General features: G+C 65.2%; 20 protein-coding genes and 1 tRNA gene. 13 read left to right on the forward strand and 8 right to left on the reverse strand.

The genetic code is table 11. The features are described from left to right. The first annotated feature begins 42 nt into the window (after positions 1-42). Together ACSFC7_RS04505 and ACSFC7_RS04510 are read left to right on the forward strand one after the other, a co-directional pair. Positions 43-1,440 carry a signal recognition particle protein Srp54 gene (locus tag ACSFC7_RS04505; RefSeq protein WP_436346563.1) on the forward strand — a complete coding sequence of 466 codons (1,398 nt, stop codon included), beginning with the start codon at positions 43-45 and terminating at the stop codon, positions 1,438-1,440. 116 nt (positions 1,441-1,556) lie between these two features. Then, positions 1,557-2,528: a hypothetical protein gene (locus ACSFC7_RS04510; RefSeq protein WP_436346564.1), complete on the forward strand. Its 972-nt coding sequence runs from the start codon at positions 1,557-1,559 to the stop codon at positions 2,526-2,528. 28 nt (positions 2,529-2,556) lie between these two features. On the opposite strand, the gene ACSFC7_RS04515 is transcribed toward ACSFC7_RS04510, so the two are convergent. Beyond that, positions 2,557-3,516: a CBS domain-containing protein gene (locus ACSFC7_RS04515; protein ID WP_436346565.1), complete on the reverse strand. Its 960-nt coding sequence runs from the start codon at positions 3,514-3,516 to the stop codon at positions 2,557-2,559. Between the two features lie 106 nt (positions 3,517-3,622). Here ACSFC7_RS04515 and ACSFC7_RS04520 point away from each other — a divergent pair, with 106 nt between their 5' ends. Further along, positions 3,623-3,976: a hypothetical protein gene (locus ACSFC7_RS04520; RefSeq protein ID WP_436346566.1), complete on the forward strand. Its 354-nt coding sequence runs from the start codon at positions 3,623-3,625 to the stop codon at positions 3,974-3,976. 42 nt (positions 3,977-4,018) lie between these two features. On the opposite strand, the gene ACSFC7_RS04525 is transcribed toward ACSFC7_RS04520, so the two are convergent. Both ACSFC7_RS04525 and ACSFC7_RS04530 read right to left on the reverse strand, forming a co-directional pair. After that, a complete protein-coding gene (locus ACSFC7_RS04525) occupies positions 4,019-4,432 on the reverse strand; it encodes an RNA-binding domain-containing protein (protein ID WP_436346567.1) in 414 nt (137 codons plus the stop codon). Next, a complete protein-coding gene (locus ACSFC7_RS04530; RefSeq protein WP_436346568.1) occupies positions 4,429-5,028 on the reverse strand; it encodes an AAA family ATPase in 600 nt (199 codons plus the stop codon). The genes ACSFC7_RS04525 and ACSFC7_RS04530 overlap by 4 nt, the downstream gene beginning before the upstream one ends. A 367-nt stretch (positions 5,029-5,395) precedes the next feature. On the opposite strand from ACSFC7_RS04530, the gene ACSFC7_RS04535 reads away from it, so the two are divergent. The 5 genes from ACSFC7_RS04535 (at position 5,396) to ACSFC7_RS04555 (ending at position 11,476) form a co-directional block, all read left to right on the forward strand. Then, a complete protein-coding gene (locus ACSFC7_RS04535; RefSeq protein ID WP_436346569.1) occupies positions 5,396-5,782 on the forward strand; it encodes a hypothetical protein in 387 nt (128 codons plus the stop codon). Between the two features lie 204 nt (positions 5,783-5,986). Further along, positions 5,987-6,364 (forward strand): YccF domain-containing protein, encoded by a 378-nt coding sequence (locus ACSFC7_RS04540; RefSeq protein ID WP_436346570.1) that lies wholly within the window; start codon positions 5,987-5,989, stop codon positions 6,362-6,364. A gap of 53 nt (positions 6,365-6,417) precedes the next feature. Further along, positions 6,418-6,521 (forward strand) — tRNA-Arg (locus tag ACSFC7_RS04545). Between the two features lie 357 nt (positions 6,522-6,878). Continuing rightward, positions 6,879-9,881, forward strand: coding sequence for a DUF4350 domain-containing protein (locus ACSFC7_RS04550; RefSeq protein WP_436346571.1), 3,003 nt, complete (start codon positions 6,879-6,881; stop codon positions 9,879-9,881). A gap of 365 nt (positions 9,882-10,246) precedes the next feature. Then, positions 10,247-11,476 (forward strand): C45 family autoproteolytic acyltransferase/hydolase, encoded by a 1,230-nt coding sequence (locus ACSFC7_RS04555; RefSeq protein ID WP_436346572.1) that lies wholly within the window; start codon positions 10,247-10,249, stop codon positions 11,474-11,476. Positions 11,477-11,520: 44 nt separating this feature from the next. Here the strand turns inward: ACSFC7_RS04555 and ACSFC7_RS04560 are convergent, their stop codons facing one another. The 3 genes from ACSFC7_RS04560 to ACSFC7_RS04570 are packed head-to-tail and all read right to left on the reverse strand — an operon-like array spanning position 11,521 to position 14,184. Continuing rightward, positions 11,521-12,486 carry a sulfite exporter TauE/SafE family protein gene (locus ACSFC7_RS04560; protein ID WP_436346573.1) on the reverse strand — a complete coding sequence of 322 codons (966 nt, stop codon included), beginning with the start codon at positions 12,484-12,486 and terminating at the stop codon, positions 11,521-11,523. 2 nt (positions 12,487-12,488) lie between these two features. Further along, positions 12,489-12,728: a DUF7512 family protein gene (locus ACSFC7_RS04565; RefSeq protein WP_436346574.1), complete on the reverse strand. Its 240-nt coding sequence runs from the start codon at positions 12,726-12,728 to the stop codon at positions 12,489-12,491. Continuing rightward, a complete protein-coding gene (locus tag ACSFC7_RS04570) occupies positions 12,721-14,184 on the reverse strand; it encodes an FAD-binding oxidoreductase (protein WP_436346575.1) in 1,464 nt (487 codons plus the stop codon). Before ACSFC7_RS04570 ends, ACSFC7_RS04565 begins: the two co-directional genes overlap by 8 nt. 148 nt (positions 14,185-14,332) lie before the next feature. Here ACSFC7_RS04570 and ACSFC7_RS04575 point away from each other — a divergent pair, with 148 nt between their 5' ends. Next, positions 14,333-15,241 carry a helix-turn-helix transcriptional regulator gene (locus ACSFC7_RS04575; RefSeq protein ID WP_436346576.1) on the forward strand — a complete coding sequence of 303 codons (909 nt, stop codon included), beginning with the start codon at positions 14,333-14,335 and terminating at the stop codon, positions 15,239-15,241. Positions 15,242-15,300: 59 nt separating this feature from the next. On the opposite strand, the gene ACSFC7_RS04580 is transcribed toward ACSFC7_RS04575, so the two are convergent. Continuing rightward, positions 15,301-16,374 (reverse strand): glutamate-cysteine ligase family protein, encoded by a 1,074-nt coding sequence (locus tag ACSFC7_RS04580; RefSeq protein WP_436346577.1) that lies wholly within the window; start codon positions 16,372-16,374, stop codon positions 15,301-15,303. A gap of 389 nt (positions 16,375-16,763) precedes the next feature. Here ACSFC7_RS04580 and ACSFC7_RS04585 point away from each other — a divergent pair, with 389 nt between their 5' ends. From ACSFC7_RS04585 to ACSFC7_RS04600, 4 genes are all read left to right on the forward strand, one after another. Beyond that, the gene (locus ACSFC7_RS04585; protein WP_436346578.1) at positions 16,764-17,384 is read left to right on the forward strand and encodes an FAD-dependent oxidoreductase; all 621 of its coding nucleotides are present in this window, start codon (positions 16,764-16,766) and stop codon (positions 17,382-17,384) included. Positions 17,385-17,402: 18 nt separating this feature from the next. After that, complete coding sequence (locus ACSFC7_RS04590; RefSeq protein WP_436346579.1) at positions 17,403-18,023, forward strand: VOC family protein; 621 nt, start codon at positions 17,403-17,405, stop codon at positions 18,021-18,023. Beyond that, positions 18,023-18,685 carry an alpha/beta hydrolase gene (locus tag ACSFC7_RS04595; RefSeq protein WP_436346580.1) on the forward strand — a complete coding sequence of 221 codons (663 nt, stop codon included), beginning with the start codon at positions 18,023-18,025 and terminating at the stop codon, positions 18,683-18,685. The genes ACSFC7_RS04590 and ACSFC7_RS04595 overlap by 1 nt, the downstream gene beginning before the upstream one ends. A gap of 99 nt (positions 18,686-18,784) precedes the next feature. Beyond that, a complete protein-coding gene (locus ACSFC7_RS04600; protein WP_436346581.1) occupies positions 18,785-19,309 on the forward strand; it encodes a cupredoxin domain-containing protein in 525 nt (174 codons plus the stop codon). 28 nt (positions 19,310-19,337) lie between these two features. On the opposite strand, the gene ACSFC7_RS04605 is transcribed toward ACSFC7_RS04600, so the two are convergent. After that, entirely contained in the window at positions 19,338-19,754 is a 417-nt protein-coding gene (locus tag ACSFC7_RS04605; protein ID WP_436346582.1) for a universal stress protein, read from the reverse strand. Between the last annotated feature and the right edge of the window lie 238 nt (positions 19,755-19,992).

Consider the following 19,992-nt stretch of genomic DNA (forward strand, 5'->3'; position numbering starts at 1 on the left):
GTAGAAAAAGCCTTTAACACCGTCGCCACGTAGTCGATGCAAATGGTACTCGACGATCTCGGCAGTTCTCTGCGGGGAACTTTAGACAAACTCCGCGGGAAGTCACGGCTCAGCGAGGAGGACATCGAGGAGATCGTCAAGGAGATTCAGCGCTCCTTGCTCTCCGCCGACGTCGACGTCTCGCTCGTGATGGAGCTGTCGGACAACATCAAGGAGCGATCGCTCGAGGAAGAACCCCCCGCCGGCACCCCGGCGCGGGACTTCGTCCTCCGCATCGTCTACGAGGAACTGGTCGACCTCATCGGCGAGTCGACCGAACTGCCCCTCGAGGAACAGACCATCCTCCTCGCAGGGCTGCAGGGGTCCGGGAAGACGACCTCCGCCGCGAAGATGGCCTGGTGGTTCTCGACGAAGGGGCTCCGTCCGGCCGTGATCCAGACGGACACCTTCCGGCCCGGCGCCTACGAGCAGGCCCAGGAGATGGCCGGCCGCGCGGAGGTCGACTACTACGGCAACCCGGAGAGCGAGGACCCCGTCGAAATCGCCCGGAAGGGCCTCGAGGAGACCAGCGAGGCCGACGTCCACATCGTGGACACGGCGGGTCGCCACGCGCTCGAGGACGATCTGATCGAGGAGATCGAGGAGATCGAGTCCGTCGCCGATCCCGACACCTCCCTGCTCGTCCTCGACGCGGCGATCGGGCAAGGGGCGAAAGACCAGGCCCAGCAGTTCGACGAGTCGATCGGGATCGACGGCGTCGTCATCACGAAACTGGACGGTACCGCGAAGGGTGGTGGCGCGCTGACGGCCGTCGACCAGACCGACTCCTCGATCGCCTTCCTCGGGACCGGCGAGGAGGTCCAAGACATCGAGCGCTTCGAGCCCGACGGCTTCATCTCCCGACTGCTCGGCATGGGCGACCTCGGCCAGCTCGCCGAACGCGTCGAGCGCGCGATGGAGCAGACCGAGATGGAAGAAGAGGACTGGGATCCCGAAGACATGCTGCAGGGCCAGTTCACCCTCAACGACATGCAAAAGCAGATGGAGGCGATGAACAACATGGGGCCGCTCGACCAGGTGATGGACATGATCCCCGGCTTCGGCGGCGGGATCAAGGATCAGCTCCCCGACGACGCGATGGACGTCACGCAGGAGCGGATGCACACCTTCAGCGTCATCATGGACTCGATGACCGAGACCGAAAAGGAGTACCCCAAGGCCATCGGCGCCAGCCAGATCGAGCGCATCGCTCGCGGCTCGGGCACCGAGGAGGAGAAGGTCCGAGAACTGCTCCAGCAGTACAAGATGATGGAGAAGACGATCAAGCAGTTCCAGGGCATGGGCTCCGAGAAGGAGATGCAGCGGATGATGCAACAGATGCAACAGGGCGGCGGCGGTGGCGGTGGCGGCGGGATGGGCGGCATGGGACCGTTCGGATAACCACGGTAGCCGTCCTCGGCGCAGCGCTACGTGGTTCCGACGACGACCGTTCACTCGTTTTCATTGACTCGTTTGCCACTACGTTCATACGTCTCTAGACGAATCCCCGAGTACCAATGAACCGCCGACAGTATCTCACTCGGGCCGGAGCGGGGGTCGGCACGCTGGCCGCACTCGCCGGCTGTCTCGACGATCTCACCGGCAGCGAGTCGACCACCAGCGCCGAGGACCGAACCGGCGTCCGCGAACTCAATCGGGCGGTCGGCGCGCTGAACGACGCCGCCCTCGCGCTGGATATCGAGGGTGGCGGCGTGGACGACTCCGGGGAAGTCGAGTTCGACGCGGCCGAACCCGACGGACTGATCGAGGACGCTCGAGCCCACCTCGAGACCGCCGCGGCCGAACTGGACGACGACCGCAACCCCGATATCGAGACGCTGAGAACGTACGCGGACGTCCTCGAGGCGCTGGTCGTCGTCACCGAGACGATCACCGACGAGGAACTCGAGCCGGACGCCGACGCGGTCTTCGACGCGAGCGGCGAGGAGCGTGATCTCGAGGCGGCGTCCGCGACCGTCGACGAGTGGATAGGAGAACTCGAGACGGCTGAGACGTGCCACGAGGAGGCCGATACCGGCTATCGGGCGCTCGACGGCGATCGGTTCGAGGAACTGGCGCGGATCGATCGAACGGACCTCGAGGACGGCATCGCGTCGCTCGGCGACGTCCTCGACTCGCTCGTGACGCTCGTGGACGGCTTCGATTCGATGCTCGACGGCTACGAGGCGCTCGACGAGGGCCAGGAATACACCGAGAACGACGAGTACGAGGGGGCGGAGGCCGCGTTCACCGACGCGGAATCGGCCTTCGAGACGGCGACGGAGACGTTCGAGAGTGACGACGAGCCACCGACCAGACTGGCCGATCAGTTCGAGACGGCGCGCTGCCAGAGCGGTCACCTGACGGACGCTGCCGAGGCGTTCGGGGAGGCAGCGTCCGCGGCGCAGTCCGGGAACGTCCTCGCCGTGGACCGGCGCGAGCGGGAGGCGGAACGGTCGCTCGAGGCCGCCGACGAGTGTACGGAGTAGTTGATCCGCTCTCACCAGCCGTCAGTTGTCAGTCAGCAGTCGCCGCGTCCCCTTCGAGTGCGGCGTCCGGCGGCAGGTCGTCGATGAGGACGACGGCATCGCCCTCGAGCACCGTCGTGTCGTCGCCGTCGGAGACGGTCGTCTCGATCCGGTACTTTCCGTCGCCGAGGTCGTCGACGACGTCGCAGACGGCCGTGACCTGATCGTCGATCGACAGCGGTGCGAGGAAGCTACTCTCCTGTGAGAGATAGATCGTCAACCCCGGCAGGCGGGCGAGTGCAGCACTGATCAGACCGTTCGCGAGGACGCCGTGGACGATCCGCTCGCCGAATCGGGTCTCGGCGGCGTAGGCCTCGTCGAGGTGGACGCGATTCGTGTCACCGGTGATCTCGGCGAACGCCTCGACGTCCTCGTCCGAAATCGTCTTCGAGAAGCGGGCGACGTCGCCGACGGAGACGGTCGACTCGTCTTCACCGCGGTACTCGAACTCCCAGCCGTCGCGTTCGTACAGGGTGTCGGTCCGGACCTGCCGTCGCGGGGGCCGGTGTTCGCGACCACCCGTTCGGTGGGCCAGATGCGGGACGTAGTAGGACAGTTCCGTCGTCGTGAGGATGCCGACGAGCGTTCCGGACTCGTCGGCTCCGCCGTTCGAGTCGGTGTCGTCACGTTCGACGACCGGCAGGTGTTCGAGTCCGTTACCGCGGAGGACGGTGACGGCGTCGACGAGGGACGTATCGGGTGCGATCGTCTCGAGCGGGGAGGCCATCACGTCCGCCAGTTCGACGCTGCCGAGGTCGGTCCGTTCACAGAGGTGGGTCGCGAAGTCGCCCTCGGTGACGATCCCGACGGGCGCGCCGTCGCGGACGACGACGACCGAACTGACGCGCTCGTCGCGCATCAGGGTCGCAGCGTGGCTCGCGTTCGCGTCGGACGGGGCGGTGACGACGTCGGTGACCATGATCTCCGAGACGGCGATCGTGTCGTGCATCCCGTCGACGTACGTGTCGCTGGCCTTTCACTGCTGGCCCGTCGCTCGCTACTCGCTATCCCGTTCTAACACAACGTTCATATATCATAAAACCGAACGGTTCGGTATGTCGGTTCGAGCCGCGACGGCGAACTCGATCGATTGGCGAGACCCGGCCGTGCTCGCGCTCGGCGCGTTGTTCGTCGTCAACTTGATCCCGCTCTCGAGTGCGGTTCGAACCGGTGCGTTCGCGGAGCTATCGATGAGTCTCGCGGTTTGCTACGCACTCGGTGTCGCAGCGATCGGTGTTAGCCGTGGCCTGCTCGGTAGCGACGTGATCGGGTTCGCTTTCTCCGGCGGACTCGCAGCGTTTGCGGCGGTCGCGTTCGTACTCGCTCCGTCGTCACGATATGCGGCTCTCGCCGCCGCGTTCGGGGCGTGTTCGGTGTACTACTGCTGGCGACTCGTCGACGCGTCGTAGCGGACGCACGACGGAACCGTTCGACTCGAGCACCGCGTCCGATCAGCCCTCGATCGGCCGCCCGTCTTCCGTCGGCGGCGCGACGTGGTCGACGTACTCCTCGAGCGTGGGTTCCTCGACGCGAACCCGGACGGCGATCTCGCCGAGTTCGTCGGGTTCCCCCACGGAGAAGTTCACGCGGTCCTCGAAGGCCGCCTGTTTCTTGAGCGCGAAGCTGAACGTGTCGCCCTCCCGATTCGCGAAGAACTCGCCGCGAGCGGTGTCCAAGATCTCCTGTCGGTGGAGCAGTTCCGAGAAGTGGTCCAACGAGTGCGATTCGGCCCTGATCTCGCCGAACTCCTCCTCGAGGTCGGCGTTGGGGAAGACGTTCGCGACGGCGTCGGCGACGCGGCTGGTGACCTCGGTGTCGTAGACCGGGGCCGTGATCTCGACGTCGACGCGGTAGATCTCGGTCATGGTTGGTGTACCTCCGTACTGCTCTCGGTAGTCGCTTCGGAATCGCTCGTCGTCCCCGCCTCGACGATCGACTGCATCCGGTCGTGGAACGCCTCGAGCGTGTCCGTGTTCTCGACGACGACGTCGGCCCGGTCCATCGCGTCGTCCATCCCGAAGCCGCGTTCGCGTTCGTCGCGGGCGGCCAGCCCCTCGCCGCCCTCGTCTTCGCCGACGTCTCGGCCGCGGTCGTCGATTCGTTCGGCCCGGAGTTCGAACGGGGCTTCGATACTGACCAGCGTGAACTCGCTCCCGAAGCGCTCCTCGAAGACGTCGACCTCGGTGTCGGAGCGAATGCCGTCGATCAGGACGGTCTCGTGGTCCTCGAGGCGGTCCTCGATCATCGGCAGCGAGCGCTCGGCGATCGCCGCCGGCCCGTTCTCGTCGCGCAGTGCCTGGGCGACCTTGCCGTGGTCTTTCGCCGGGTCGAGCCCGCGGTCGGCGGTTTCCTGACGGACGACATCGCCCATCGTCACCACCGGGATTCCGTTCTCGCGTGCGACGGTGGCGGCCTCGCCCTTTCCGCTGCCGGGGAGCCCCACCGTTCCGATGACGTGCATCGAGGGGAGATACAGGCGAAGCTTGCATAAGGGCTGTGTTCGTCGCTCGCCGGCGTTCGTCTCGTCACCCTATTCGATGTTCCCAGTTGCAGTCGCCGAAACGGCGAACGGTAGCGTTCGCGTACCGAAATTCGCTCTGGAGACCGCTCCACCGTCCTCTCGAAGCCGTTCCGTCGAAGTTGTCGGATCGGTAAACACAGTGTCGTGAGAACGAACCGATCGGTTGCGCGACTCGAAACAGCGGCGACCAGTGAAACCGTGTACTTTCGACGAGCTAAAAATCGGCAATCCATCTGAATCGGAGACTATCATCCGTAACGAACTCTCCCCATTATTTGCCAGTCGGTTATCGGCCCAGATGCGCGCTATGAAAGCACCAACCCTCGACAGACGACGATTCACGAAGGCACTCGGCGTCGGTATGGTCGCCGCCGTGGCAGGCTGTTCGGACGCCGAAGAAGAGGAAGAATCGGTCGACGACGGACTCGAAAACGACGACGACACGGACGGGATGGACGACGGACCCGACGAAGAAGGGGAAGACGAAGAAGGTGAAGCGGACGAAAACGGCCTCGGGGACGACGAGGAAGAAGACAACGGATCGGGAGACGACGAGGAAGGCGGGGTTGGAGACGACGACGGTGGCCTCGGAGACGGCGAGGAAGCGAACGATACGGACGGCGAATCCGACGACGAGGAAACGAACGATACGGACGACGGACTCGACGACGGGGAGGACGACGAAAACGCGTAAGCACGTTTCCGACGATCTAGCCTGTCGCTGCTCCTTTTTGACCGTCTCATTCCACTCGAGAGCCGTTGTACCCGCGAGTAGTTTTGACGCTCGTGACGGTGCATCGTCGCCGCAGGAGACGCGGCACTCGAGAGTGCCCAGTTCAGTCGGCGAGCAGTCGGTGAGATCGGTGCGGTTATCTCCCTGTCCGCCCCACCGTCGACCGTGACGCAGCGATCCCTCCTCGTTCGAGCGCTCTGGTTTCTGGTCATCGGCTGGTGGGCGACGCCGATCGTGGTCAATCTGGCGTGGTTCCTGAACGTGACCGTCGTGCTGGCACCGATCGGAATCAAACTGATCAACCTCGTCCCGACGGTGCTGACGCTGGCGGAACCGCGGTCGTTCACGAACCCCAACCTGGCCCGCGGCCAGCACTCGCTCGTCGTACGAGCGCTCTACTTCGTCTTCGTCGGCTGGTGGCTCAGCTTCTTCTGGGCCAACCTCGCCGCGTTTCTGGCGGTGACGATCGTCGGACTCCCGGTCGCCATCTGGCTGGCCAACCGGCTGCCGTTCGTCACGTCGCTGTATCGATTCCACGGCTGAGGGGAACCGAAATCCACACTGCTTATGCCATTTGGTCGTGGATTCGTACTCGAGGGCGCGTAGCTCAGTCCGGATAGAGCGTCGGACTTCTATCCCCGTCGCGGATGCGGTGGGGGAAGACATCCGACGGTCGTGGGTTCGAATCCCATCGCGCCCGTGTAACGAGTCGCGCAGCGACGAATGAACCGGCACGTGGGATTCGAATCAGGGAGCAGCTTGCTGCGACCGTGGTTCGAATCCCATCGCGCCCGCGATTTTGTGACGAGCGGACGTGAGAACGGAGTGAGACGACCGACTGGCTTTGGTTCGAATCCCATCGCGCCCGTTTTTTCACCGAACGTCGACCAATTTCTGGTAGGGAAACGAACGATTATCTTCAGGATATCCGCCTGAAATACCGCATCGTATCGGGTTTGTTTCCTTCGATACACCGCTATGGATGCCACTAGCAGTCACGGAACGTGTTTGGTTTACTATTACCAACTTTTTTATTAACCACCGAGACATTGGGTCCATGGTACGTTCAACTATCGAGAGTGATTCGACGGTCGAACGGCGGTCGTTCCTGTCGCTACTCGGGGCCGGAGCAGGTGCACTCGCGCTGTCCGGGTCGGCGAGTGGAGCCGTATCGACGGAGCGTGGGGACTCGAGCGACCAACTCGACGCCCTCTCCTTCTACTCGACGGCGAGCCAGACCGACGCCAACGGCGACCCGTTGACCGACGAGGACCACGTGGTCGCGTGGGCGTCGCCCGACGCGTACGTGATGACGGCCTCGGACGTGACCGACGAGGACGACGTCGAGTTCTACGAGGACGAGCGGATTCCCCTGATTTCCCAAGACGGCTCCGTGATGGGGATCGGATCGGCCGGCTTCCTGAGCGACGAGCGCGGCGGCTTTTCGATGGACAACGAGCAGTTCGTCCTGAACGTCTGGGACGAACTGATGGGGCCCGACAGCACGGTGCTCTGGGACGAGAGCCACCAGCAGTACTGGGACCTCGAGAGTCACGACATCTTCCGGAACTACGCCGAGGCCAACGGCTACGACGTTCGGGCGCTGACGGCGTTCGACGCGGGGACCGACGACCCCGACCTCGAGTTCTACTCGACGGCGAGCCAGATCGCCCCCGGCGGCGGGGCGCTCACCGATGAGGAGCACGTCCTCGTCTGGGCCGAAGAGACGGCCTCCAACGTGGACGAGAACGAGGACGGCGCGTATCGCTACGGCGACGACGAGTCGATTCCGCTGGTCTCGAGGGACGGCTCGGTCGTCGGCTTCGGCGCGCCGTTCGTCGACGACGAGAACGACCACGACGCGAACGACGAATTCGTCCGGGCGCTCTGGGACGAGGTGATCGACGGCGACACCGTCTACTGGGACGAGAGCCACGACCAGTACTACGGTGCCTGGCAGTTCGAGGACTTTATCGCCGACGCCGAGAGCGAGGGGTACGACGTCGAGGCGACCGAGGACCTGCTGGCGGTTCTCGAGGACGACGCCGACGCGGTCGTCGTCACGACGCCCGAGGAGGCGTTTACGGCCGACGAACTCGAGGCGCTGTCGGCGTTCGTCGACGACGGCGGGGCCGTCTTCCTGCACGATCAGTCCGAGTTTGGCGGCCACGACGAGACCGACTCTCTGAACGAGATCGCCGACGCGCTCGACCTCGCGTTCCGGTTCAACGCGGACCAGGTCGAGGACGAGGAAACGGGCTGGAGCGAGTTCGTCTTCACGACGACGGCGTTCGACGCGGCGTACCTCGAGGACGACGGCGAGGGTGAACTCGGCCTCGCGGACGCCGACGGCCTCGTGATCACTACCCCCGAATGGGAGTTCTGGGAGTCCGAACTCGAGCGGCTGCAGTCGTTCGTCGACGACGGCGGGGCCGTCTTCCTGTTCGACCAGTCCGATTTCGGCGGGAACGACCGAACCGAGAACCTGAACGACATTGCCGACCACCTCGATCTAGCGTTCCGGTTCAACGGCGGACAGGTCGAAGACGAGGTGCAGAACGCGGGTCCCGAATACGTCCCCGTCGCGACGGCGTTCGCGGTGCCGGACGAGTACCTGACGGACCGGAACGGCGTCGGGATCGAGTTCGAACGCGGCGAGGCGTACTACGGTCGCGTCGTTCGCGTCTTCGACGGCGACTCCTTCGAGGTCGAGTTCGACTCCGAGTTCGGCTACCGCGACACGGTCCGAACCGTCGGGTTCGACACCGCCGAGACGCCGCCGGCGCAAAACGACCCCGAGGAGTGGTTCGGCATTCCCGACGACGCGGACGAGCATCTCTACGACTGGGGAGCCGAGGCAACGGAGTTCTCGCTCGATCTCATGGCTCCCGAGGACGCGAGTCTGGACGAGGCCGACATCGAGGGCCGCCGGATCAAGCTGACGTTCGATCCCGTCGAACCGCTCCGGGGTAACTACGGGCGGCTGTTGGCGTACGTGCACTACGATCCCGACGCGTTCGGGGCCGACGCCGAAACGGGCGACTTTGTGGTGAACTACAACCGACAGGCCGTCGAAGAGGGCTATGCGCGGGTCTACTCCTCCGGCTTCTCGAACCACGACGAGTGGTCGGCGCTCGAGGAGGACGCGCTCGCCGACGGCCGTGGCATCTGGTCGGCCGCGGACTTCGACGCGCTCACAGAGATCCGAAACGAGCCCGTCGAGGACCTGTTCGTCCCCGACGCCCGGAGCATCCGCAGCCGTCGGGGCCGCGACGGCGGTCGGCTTCGCGACGAGCGCGTTCCGGTCTACGCCGCCGAGACCGCGACGCAGGACCTCGGCGACGACGGCGTCGAGTACGACGAGGCCCCACTGGTCGGCGTCGACGAACGAAAACGCATCGCGCTCGTCGGCGGCCTCCTCATCCACGAGCAGTACGAGGAAGCCGAGGAGTTCCCCGCGGACACCAGCGAGTACGGCAACTTCCCGTTCCTCGCGAACCTGATCGACTCCCTCTCGGCCGCCGCCGGCGACGTCCTCATCGCGGGTGGGCAGGGCCAGTTCAACGCGCCCGGTTCGATCTCCCTCGAGCGCTGTCAGTACTTCCTCCGGTATCTCGAGGGCGTCGGCCTCCGGCTCCGGCAGGTCAACGACCTCGCGAACACGCTGCCGGCCGAGTCGACGACGCCCCGTGCAGTGTTGGTCACCGCGCCGGAACGCGAACTCGAGACGGACGAGATCATCGCCCTCCGGCAGTACCGCAACGACGGCGGCGCCGTGATCCTACTCGGCAGTGCCGAGGCGACGGACGACCACGTCGGAAACCTGAACGCGCTCGCGAAGGGACTCAACACGGACCTCCGGTTCAACGACGACGCCGTCCGCGACGAGACGAACAACCTGGCCGGCGAGCCGTCGATCCTCGAGACGGACGTGTTCGACGATTCGTTCCCGCTGTTCGATGCCTACGAGCCGTCTGCAGACGACGATGACCATCCGGGGAAGGGTCGTGGACGCGGACGGAATCGCGACCAGCCTGGGCGCGCTCGAGGACAGGACTGATCAGGTCGGCGCTAGTGGCCCGTTTCAACGGCGTTCCGCCGGTTCACCAGAGCCGGTACACGCCACGTGCTCGAGCTACTGTCTCGCCAACACTGTTCACTCCGACAACGTAATGATCGCTGACACCGTTCGTACCCACGTCGGCAGAGCCGGTCGACGGCATCACACTGGGGATAGGGGGGAAATCACCGATCATCGCGACACGCGACGATCACCATCCCCGCTGCCGACGTGCGTACACCCTTTCGCGCGTAGCTTATCGGGCAACTACTCCCAGTGGCGAGCGTCAGGGAGATCTGTCTCCTCGTCCCACAGCATACCTTTTCAGGCCGACGATACAACCCCATCGAGTCCAACTGCCCTCTATGGACGACACGGCCGTCGACACGAGCGCATCTACCGATGGCATCGCCGGATCCGATAGCTTCGCCGAACAGGCACGCCGCCGAGCCGAGACCGAGCGCGAGGCCGTCGAGTGGGCCATCGACGAACTCGAGTCGATCATCGACGAACGGGGTATCGATCTGGAGCCGATGCTCGAGTACGGCCGGCGGAGTCGGGAGAGCCTCCCGGATCGCCACCTGCGGGCCTACGAGGCGATGGCCGAGGTGTTCGACGTCGATCCGGACGTCTACGACGTCTACGTCTTCGCCTACTCGGAACTCTGCGAGGAACTGGCCGACGGGGAGGGCCGATCCGAGAAGAACCCGAAGGGGTGTACGAACGCGCTCGCTGCGCCGCCGAGGGTCGAGTCGGACGGCGGATTCGACACCGGTACTGCCGATACGACTGCCGACCCGGGTGCCAGCGATTCCGGGCCGCTCGTCCTCAAGAACCGGGATATCGCGGGCCGAGGAACGCGACCGAAGTCGATCGTCGAACAGCCGCCGATCGACGACTACTACGGCTTCCTGACCGTCGACACCTGCGGGACGATCTCGATCTTCAAGGGCGTCAACGATCAAGGTCTCGTCGCGGCGAACACCTACATCGACAGCGAACGCGACGACGTCGACCCCGAGAACCAGCTTCGAAACGGGACCGTCATCCGAATGCTCCTCGAGGAGTGTGCGTCCATCGACGAGGCCCGCGAGCTGCTCGAATCCTATCCGACGCGCCACCTCTGCGGCCAGACGCTGTTTCTGGCGGACGCGTCCGACGCCGCCCTGCTCGAGGTCGATCCGGTGGCCGAGCGGATCGCCGTCGACGACGACCCCGTCGTGACCAGAACGAATCACTTCGTGAACTCGGAGTCCACGCGGACCGAGAGTTCGGCGGACCGACGCGAGCGATCGCTCGAGTTGCTCGAGGGCGCGGATCGACTCGACCGCGACGACCTGTGGACGTTCGCGCAGGATCACGCGAACGGTCCGGGCGACGACTCGATCTGTCGCCATCCGGAGCCCGAGACGGACGAACCGCACGCGTTCGGGCAGTTGACGACGGCGAGCACGGCGATCTTCGAGGGCGGCTCGCCGGTGATCGAGGTCGGGATGGGCAACCCCTGCGAGACGGAGCGAACGCGGTGTGCGTTCGGCGACGAAATCCCGGCCGACCTCCGGACCGGCCGGCGGTGGCTCGATCGACTGCACTGACGCTCGAGCGCCGGTTCCCGATCGCTTGAGTAGCATGGTGATCGCTACGCGTTCCCCTCGAGCGAAGCGATCGACGCGTGGACGATCGCACCGCTGACCAGCAGTGTAGACGCGAAGATGAGGACGACGCTGACGGTAGCGAGCACCTCGACACCGTACGCGTCACCTATCTGCTCGCTCGCGGTGGCGACACTTCCGGCGAGCAGCACGACCGCGAAGTACCCCTTGACGTCGGTCTCGTCCGCGAGACGTGTCGCACCGACGCCGACGCGTGCTCCGAGCGCGCTCCCGACGAGCATCGCGGCGACGACGGGGACGTCGACGGCGTTCGACAGGGCGTAGACGAACGTCCCGAACGCACCCGAAACCGTGATCTGAAGGAGACTGGTTCCAGCGGCGACCGCAGCGGGAACGCCGAACCCGTAGATCATGACGGGGAGGAGAAGGAATCCGCCGCCGACGCCGAGGCATCCCGAGAGGGTGCCGATCCCCAGGCCGACGGCGAGCACGATCCACCCCGAGATGGTTGCACCGCCGGATACCGTCATCATAGGCGGGAGTTCGATTGCCTGCACCGCGGTGGCGATTCCGACCGGTTCGACGAGGGTGTCGTCAGTACGAACGTCTCGAAGTACGAACAATCCGGCCGCGCCGAGGAGACCCGCGTAGACCAGGCCGACGACGACGTCGGCGCTACCGAGTTCGTCGAGCAGGAACACGACTCGCCTGCCGACCTCGATACCGAGCGTCAGTCCGAGGATCAGTATCGCCGCTAGCCTGTAGTCGATCTGATCGTGGGCGCGGTGTCTGAGCGAACCGATAACGCTCGTCCCGAAGACGAACGCGAGGCCGCTTCCGACGGCGACCGTCGCCGGATAGCCGAGCACCAGCAACACCGGCGTCACGAGGAACGATCCTCCCATTCCGAAGAATCCGAAGAGGACGCCGATCAGTAGGCCGAACCCGACGAAGAAGGCGATCGTCACGACACCGAGACCGAGGATCTCCACGGTCAGTGACTCACGAGCCGTTCACGGACGACCGGGTCGGCGGCTCGAGCGAGCGCACCGTAGCCGACGTACAGCGCGATCGCTTCGGCCAACACGATCCCGACCGTGACGGCAGCCCGTCCGGGCTCGCTGAGTGAGGGTCCGAGGACCCCCAGCGCCACCACCATCACGCTCACCAGTACGACCTGCGCCGTCGACGCCCGCCACGAAACCGCCGCCGGTTCGTCGTCGTGATCACTCACGGTCTGATCCACCGTCGTTTCGAGCGCTGTGGCGCGTCTCGCCGTCGTTCAGAGCGCCGCCGGACGGAGCGACGTTCTGGTTCCGGCTGAATACGTTCGTCGGATCGTACTCGTCTTTCAACGCGACTAACCGCTCGTACGCCGGCCCGAACGTGGTCTCCATCATGTCCTCGCCCTCCTCGAAGAACCCGGGGAAGTTCAGGTAGACCGTCCCGTCCGAGAACTGGCGCATATCGTCGAGACAGTCGCGTACCCACTCGAGGTTGGCGTCGTCGTCTTCGGGGCGTTCCCAGTTCGCCTCCACGCCGAGGAGGAACGGCGCGTGTCGTCCCGAGAACGCGCTGTCCTCGGTGTCGACCCGAGCGATTGCGCCTCCCAACTGCCAGACGTCGACGGTCGATAGCGGCGAGGGTGCGACGTCGGCCCAGGAGGCGATCCGATCGATGGCGGCGTTCGACAGTCCGTCGAGGTACAGCGACTTCCAGTAGTACCGCATTCCGTCCGGATACTCCTCGTCGAAGAGCTGCTGGAGTTCCGCGTACGGGATCGTCCCGCTGACGTCGGCGATCGGCTCGCCAAGTTCCCGCAGGGGCGCCAGCGCACGCTCGCCGTCTTCGATCGAGCCGGCATAGCAGCCGATAATGCCGATCTTACGTTCGTTCACCGCGTCCGCCGGAAACAGCTCCTCGTCCGGCATCGCGCCTGCTGACGCGAGGGTAGAGATTTCCTCGGGCGCAGACGCGACGTACTCGCGGTACGCTCGCAGACACTCGGCCAACCGGTCGCTCGAATAAAACACCACGCAGGTCGCCACGTCGGGACCGACCGGGTGGAGGTCGAACTCGAAGGTCGTGACGACTCCGAAGTTGCCGCCGCCACCGCGGAGCCCCCAGAAGAGGTCCTCGTTCTCGTCTGCGCTAGCGGTCAGAAACTTGCCGTCCGCCGTCACCAGCTCGACCGATGCGAGGTTGTCACAGGTCAGGCCGTGCTTGCGGCGGAGGTGTCCGATTCCGCCGCCGAGGGTGAGCCCCGCGACACCGGTCGCCGAGACGACCCCGCCGGGCGTTGCGAGACCGAACGCCTGGGTTTCGCGATCGACATCCGCCCACGTGGCGCCGGCCTGGACGCGCGCCGTCCGTGCGTCGGGGTCTACCCACACACCCCGCATCTCCGAGAGGTCGACGACGAGTCCGTCATCGCAGACGGCGGTCCCCGCGACGTTGTGGCCACCACTGCGAACCGACACCGGGAGCTCGAGATCGCGGGCGAACGTCACCGCATCGACGACGTCGGCGACGCCACGACACCGGGCCACGAGGGCAGGGTACTTGTCGATCAGTCCGTTCCAGACGGCGCGGGCGTCGTCGTACGCACCGTCGTCGGGCCGGATCAGGGTTCCGTGAAACGTCGTCTCGAACTGTGCTAACTGGTCGTGAGTGATTGCCTGTCGTCCCATGCCGAACCAGACGACGCGACGGGCGTTGGCCTCACCTATCGAGCAGCGTTCGGCGTCGAGTGCACCGTTACAGCGGGTGAGACGGATCTCGAGACGAGTACGGGTAGAGTTACTATCCTTGATAGCCTCCCTCTAGCAAGTGAGTTCCATGGACTCCGATCGAGACGAACAACTGGCCGACGATCGACAGCCGCCCGGCTCTCCGGTCTTCGAGGCCATTCTGGAGAACGAACGGAACCGTCGCTATCTCGGCGAGCGTCTGGACGCCGCGGGCGACCGCGTCGACACGGACCTGCTCATCGACATCGTCCGGCACGGTCCGGTCCTCGAGGCGCTGCTTTCGGAACCGCTCGACCGCCGGGAGATCGAATCGCGTCTCGACGTTTCGCGGGCGACGAGCCACCGGTACACGCAGTGGCTCGACGAGCGGGATCTCGTCGAGAAGGTCGATAGTCGATATCGGTTGACCTGGCGCGGCGAAGTCGTCGCGGAGGAGTTACTCCGGTTCGAAGCGAACGTGCGAACCACACACAGACTAACCCCGCTTCTCGATTCGATCTGTGCGGACCACCGTGAGTTCGTCGTCGAACCGTTCGTGGACGCGACGGTTACCGTCGCCGAACCGGACGATCCCTACGGGCCGGTCGAGCGGTTCATCGCACTCGTCGACGAGTCGGAGACCTTCCGGGGGTTCAATACGACGCACATGGCCCCACTGATCCTGGGCGAGTTCCACCAGCGGGTGTTCGACGAAACCGACACCGAGATCGTCTACCTCCCGCACATCGTGGAGAAACTGTTCCAGACCTATCCCGATCGGGCTACCGACGCGATCGAGCGCGGACACTTGACGCTTCGGACGCGCGGCGACCTCCCGTACGGACTCGCGCTCTTCGACGACCGCGTCGGTATCGGTGGCTACGACGAGACCACGGGCCTGATGCAAGTGTTCGTCGACACCGACTCGCCTATCGCCCGCGAGTGGGCCGAGCGCGTCTACGCGTCCGTTAGGGCGGATTCCGATCCGGTCGACGAACGGAGTCCGCCGACCCGGTGACGGCCGTCTTCGACGCTCGATCTCGGGACGGCTTCGCCACGGGAACACGAAAATCGGACTCAGGCCCGCGCAGGCTGGGTCGCGAGGTCGGCCTCGAGTTGCCTCGCCGCCTCGAGCCGAAGTCGTTTCGCCTGTCGCTTCGTGAGCCGCGAGCCGGGGAGTCGATCTACGAGCGGGTCGTACGTCGACGGCGTGAACCCGAGTTTCTGCAGGTAGTTCCGGACGTTCGAGTCACTCAGACCGTCGTAGATCGCGCTGTCGGTGATCTCCTGGACCGTCTCGAACTCGGGCAGCGGGACGGCACCGTCGACGCTCGAGTCGTCGCCGACGACGGTTCCGCGGGCGTCGGCGTGCGTGACGATAGATCGAACTTCCTCCGCGAGGTGGAGGATCTGACTCGGCAGCGCCGTGTCGGGCGAGCGCCACTCGACGGTCGGCATCGCTTTGCGCAGTCGAACGGGGGTCCAGACCGCGTCGTAGGGGTCGAACTCGTCGTCGAAATCGTCCGGATCGACGCCGTGATCGAGTGCGCGCTCGCGGAAGCAGTCGTAGGCGTCGTCGAGGAGGGTCTCCCACTCCTCGACGCTGTCGACGTAGGGCCAGAGCTGGCCCTGTTCGGGACAGGCTTCGTAGCACGACCGTCGGTAGAGGAACGGACGAGCGCACTCGAGGAGGCGTTCGCCGCGGTAGTGCGACGAACTGTTGGCGAGTGCGAACGCGGGATCGAGCGCCGTCAGCGTGTTTAGCTGCTCGACGACGTTCGACTGTTCGAAGTGGATGTGCGTGCCGGCACAGACGCGGGCGTCCTCGAACGCCGGTCCGACGATCCGGCGCTGGAGGTCAGTCCCTTGCTTATCGCGGTAGGGGACCTCTTCGGGGCCCGCGTGCAGCGGCGTCGCCAGCGGAACGAGTCGTTTGTTCTGCCGGCGTGCCGCGTCGACGGTCGTGGCGATGAGACTGCGGAACTCCGTGCGGAGTTCGGCCATCGACTGGCACGGCGTCGTTTTGATCTCGAGCATCGGTTCGACGAATTCGGGATCGATCTGCTCCGAAAGATCGAGCAGTGGTCCGGGCGGAACCAGGTCGCCGTCGTCGTCGATGACCCAGTATTCCACCTCGAGGCTGGTTTTCATGGATGGCTCCGTTGGATTACTGTAGTTGCGGGGCCCTCGGGCGGGTCGTCACCGGGCCGACACTAGCTGCCGGACGACGAACGCTGAACGCGAACACAGTGTGCGGGTTCGGCGTCGCCGTCCAGTGATTCTCTCCTGTGGATTGCAGGGTAGGCCGGTACTACGTGAAGCGGTTGAGCCTGCGTGCGCAGGTTATGTATTGGGGGTAGGGGGCGAATACGCAGGGAAAACGGACGTTTCAAGCAACGCGTAACTCGCCACTACGGATATCAAAACCGCCGGAAGCACGGTACTCTCGAGACCTCGACCGTCCCACTAACACGAGTGTTACGTGGTTGTTCCGGCGTCTCTGCTGGGTTCATACCCGTCCAGTAACATAGTGTAACTACATGACTACCGAGACGACCGGAGATGACAACGGAACTGACGCGTCGGTGATCGTCGTCGGCGGCGGCCCCGCCGGATTGAGTGCGGCGCTGTTTACCGCGAAGAACGGCCTCGAGACGACGGTGTTCGACACAGACGAGACGTGGATGCACAAGGCACACCTGTTCAACTACCTCGGCATCGGCTCGGTCGGCGGCAGCGAGTTCATGGCGACCGCACGCCAGCAGGTCGACGACTTCGGCGTCGACCGACGGCAGGGCGAACCGGTGACCGCCGTCAGCGAGACCGACGGCGGGTTCGCAGTCGAGACCGACGAGGACTCCTCCGAGGCCGACTACGTCGTCCTCGCGACGGGTGCCAACCGCGACCTCGCAGCCGAACTCGGCTGCGAGTTGACCGACGCGGACGTCGTCGACGTCGGCGTCGACATGGAGACGAGCGTCCCGGGTGCGTACGCGACGGGGGCGATGGTCCGCCCCGAGGAGTGGCAGGCAGCCATCGCGGTCGGCGACGGTGCCGCCGCAGCACTCAACATCCTGTCGGCCGTACGTGGGGAACACTACCACGACTTCGACGTTCCCGCCGACGCGTCGCGTCTCTTCGGCGAACAGCTCGCAGAATAACACCCCACGATCCATACCATGGCTAACGAAACTCAGAACCCAGTCACGGCCGAATTACCGGACAGCCCCGTCCACATGACGGGTACCGACCACGTCACCATCTGGGGGAGCAACGAGGAGGATACGATTGCGTTCTATCAGGACGTCCTCGGCATGCCCCTCGTCCTCCGCCAGCCCAACCTCGACGATCCCTCGCAGACGCACCTGTTCTTCGACACGGGTGACGGCCGTATCCTGACGTTCTTCGTCAGCGACGACCGCCCCTCCAACCAGCGCGGTCAGCGCGGCGGCGTCGGCGCCGTCCACCACCTCTGTTTCAGCGTCGATCCCGAGGACTACGAGGATACCATGCAGGCACTCGAGGACGCCGGCCACCAGTACAATATCTTCGACCGCGGCATCTTCCACTCGATCTACACTACGGACAACAACGGCCTCGTCATCGAACTCTCGGCGGATAAGTACGAGATTCCCAACGACCGCCGCGGCGAGATCCTGGCGAAGGCACAGGAACTTCGCGAGGAAGACGGCGCCGACTACGCGAAAGACGAACATCTCCGCGGCGCGATCGAGGCGCTCGGCCTCGAGGTCGTCGAGCACGATCTTCCGGACGCCAGTACGGGCACCGGTGGGCTCTGATGAGCGCCGCGTACGACGTCGACGGCCCGCATCAGGACCAGCCCCTCGTCACCGGCGGGACGGATCTCGCGGACGCGGAGGCCGCGCTCGTGCTCACTCACGGACGCGGCGCGACCGCCCGGAGCATCGTCCAGATGGGGAACGAACTCCATCGGGACGGCGTCGCACTCCTCGCGCCGCAGGCCGCGCGCAACACCTGGTACCCGAACTCGTTTCTCGCCCCCGTCGAGCAGAACGAACCGGGGCGAACGTCGGGCCTGCGGGCCATCGCGGACGCGATCGAGCGAGCGAACGAGGCCGGCATCCCCACCGAGCGCGTCGTGCTCGTCGGCTTCTCACAGGGCGCCTGTCTCGCCAGCGAGTTCGTCGCTCGCAACCCGCGACGCTACGGCGGTCTCGCAGCCCTGAGCGGCGGACTCATCGGCGAGTCGGTCGATCCCGACGATTACGCCGCTGCGGGGACTCTCGAGGGAACCCCGGCCTTCCTCGGCTGTAGCGACGTCGACCCGCACATTCCCGAAGAACGCGTCCACGAGACGGCGAACGTCCTCGAGGCCATGAACGCCGACGTCACCAAACGCCTCTACGAGGGGATGGGTCACGGCGTCAACGAGGACGAACTCGAGTTTGTCTCCGGAATGGTCGCGGATCTGATCGACTGAAATCGCCGCGGACCTCGTTGCGGTTCGACGTTCTTTACGCGACGACCGTCCGTCTCGAGTGAACTGCGACTTATTCCGTTCCCGCGCGTAGCACCGATAATGGCACCGTACAGCACGGACCGGCGGACGCTCCTCTCGGGAGTGGCCGGGACGCTCACAGTCGTGTCCGCCGCCGGCTGCCTTGGAACGGACTCGAACGACGGCCGGGAGGACGACGAGCCCGACCCAGTCGTGGACGAAGCCGAGTTCGTCGAGGGTGACGTCGACCCGGACGCGTGGCGGGACGTCGAGGAGATTCGGTTCGACGGCCACGTCGGGGGCTGGGTCGGCGTCGAACCGGCCGCCATCGACCGCGTCGAGAACCCGACGCTCGTGCTCGAGGCGGGCCGGGAGTACGAACTCACCTGGGAGAATATGGACGGCATCCACCACAACATCGCGTTCTGGGACGACGACCGCGAGGTCGTCGACGGCTACTCGACCGACGGCAACGAGACCGTCGGAGAGACCGAGACGCTCGCGTTCGAAGCGACCCCCGAGATGGCGACCTACCGCTGTGAGTACCAGCCGGAAGGGCAGGTCGGTGACGTCCTGCTTCTCGAGGACGCGGACGACGCTTCGTAGACGCACTCACGAGACCCGGTAGAATCGATCACCGGACGACGGTCACGGAAACGGGTGCTCGGCGGACGACTCGTTCGGCCACGCTGCCGAGCAGCACCCGCGAGACGCCCTTTCGGCCGTGGCTGCCGACGACGATGTGGTCGACGTCGTGTTCTTCCGCGAATTTGACTATCTCGCGTGCGGGATCTCCAGCGGCGGTCTCCGTCCGGAAGTCGACGTCCGCGGTGTCGACGATCTCCGGGAGATCCGCGCGCAGTTTCTCGGCGGCCGTCTCGCGACGGTCGCTGAGCAGGTCGTGGACGGCTTTGATGCTCGCCTCAGTGTAGCCGTCCGAGACGTCGACGACGCGCAACAGAACGATCTCCTCGTCGGAATACTCGTCGAACGCGCGCTTCACTGCCTTCTGTGCCGGTGCCGAACCGTCGTACGCGACGAGGATGGTCATACGTCTAATTGCGTCTCGGGGACAATAAACTCGGAGGCAGATCTCCGATTGGAACCGACCCTCCGTTCGCGCTCGAGCGTCGGAAGCCGACGGTCGAGACCGATAGAAACGGGGCACCTCGTTCGGCCCTGCTCGTCTCGCCCGGCGCGCACCCAACTATGTTGGGATCGAGACGTTATCCGACGGGAACATGCATTGGCCTGCGGCCAACTTAGGTTTGTCAGGCCATACACGACTG

The sequence above is a fragment of the Natronorubrum halobium genome, assembly GCF_051351675.1.
Classification (GTDB): Archaea; Halobacteriota; Halobacteria; order Halobacteriales; family Natrialbaceae; genus Natronorubrum.

Excerpts from the sequence above, each read along its gene's own strand:
- ACSFC7_RS04505 (WP_436346563.1), top strand. The coding sequence starts at position 43 with ATGGTACTCGACGATCTCGGCAGTTCTCTGCGGGGAACTTTAGACAAA.
- ACSFC7_RS04510 (WP_436346564.1), top strand. The coding sequence starts at position 1,557 with ATGAACCGCCGACAGTATCTCACTCGGGCCGGAGCGGGGGTCGGCACG.
- ACSFC7_RS04570 (WP_436346575.1), bottom strand. The coding sequence starts at position 14,184 with ATGGGACGACAGGCAATCACTCACGACCAGTTAGCACAGTTCGAGACG.
- ACSFC7_RS04535 (WP_436346569.1), top strand. The coding sequence starts at position 5,396 with ATGAAAGCACCAACCCTCGACAGACGACGATTCACGAAGGCACTCGGC.
- ACSFC7_RS04530 (WP_436346568.1), bottom strand. The coding sequence starts at position 5,028 with ATGCACGTCATCGGAACGGTGGGGCTCCCCGGCAGCGGAAAGGGCGAG.
- ACSFC7_RS04595 (WP_436346580.1), top strand. The coding sequence starts at position 18,023 with ATGAGCGCCGCGTACGACGTCGACGGCCCGCATCAGGACCAGCCCCTC.
- ACSFC7_RS04575 (WP_436346576.1), top strand. The coding sequence starts at position 14,333 with ATGGACTCCGATCGAGACGAACAACTGGCCGACGATCGACAGCCGCCC.
- ACSFC7_RS04580 (WP_436346577.1), bottom strand. The coding sequence starts at position 16,374 with ATGAAAACCAGCCTCGAGGTGGAATACTGGGTCATCGACGACGACGGC.
- ACSFC7_RS04590 (WP_436346579.1), top strand. The coding sequence starts at position 17,403 with ATGGCTAACGAAACTCAGAACCCAGTCACGGCCGAATTACCGGACAGC.
- ACSFC7_RS04520 (WP_436346566.1), top strand. The coding sequence starts at position 3,623 with ATGTCGGTTCGAGCCGCGACGGCGAACTCGATCGATTGGCGAGACCCG.
- ACSFC7_RS04550 (WP_436346571.1), top strand. The coding sequence starts at position 6,879 with ATGGTACGTTCAACTATCGAGAGTGATTCGACGGTCGAACGGCGGTCG.
- ACSFC7_RS04525 (WP_436346567.1), bottom strand. The coding sequence starts at position 4,432 with ATGACCGAGATCTACCGCGTCGACGTCGAGATCACGGCCCCGGTCTAC.
- ACSFC7_RS04585 (WP_436346578.1), top strand. The coding sequence starts at position 16,764 with ATGACTACCGAGACGACCGGAGATGACAACGGAACTGACGCGTCGGTG.
- ACSFC7_RS04555 (WP_436346572.1), top strand. The coding sequence starts at position 10,247 with ATGGACGACACGGCCGTCGACACGAGCGCATCTACCGATGGCATCGCC.
- ACSFC7_RS04605 (WP_436346582.1), bottom strand. The coding sequence starts at position 19,754 with ATGACCATCCTCGTCGCGTACGACGGTTCGGCACCGGCACAGAAGGCA.
- ACSFC7_RS04515 (WP_436346565.1), bottom strand. The coding sequence starts at position 3,516 with ATGCACGACACGATCGCCGTCTCGGAGATCATGGTCACCGACGTCGTC.
- ACSFC7_RS04600 (WP_436346581.1), top strand. The coding sequence starts at position 18,785 with ATGGCACCGTACAGCACGGACCGGCGGACGCTCCTCTCGGGAGTGGCC.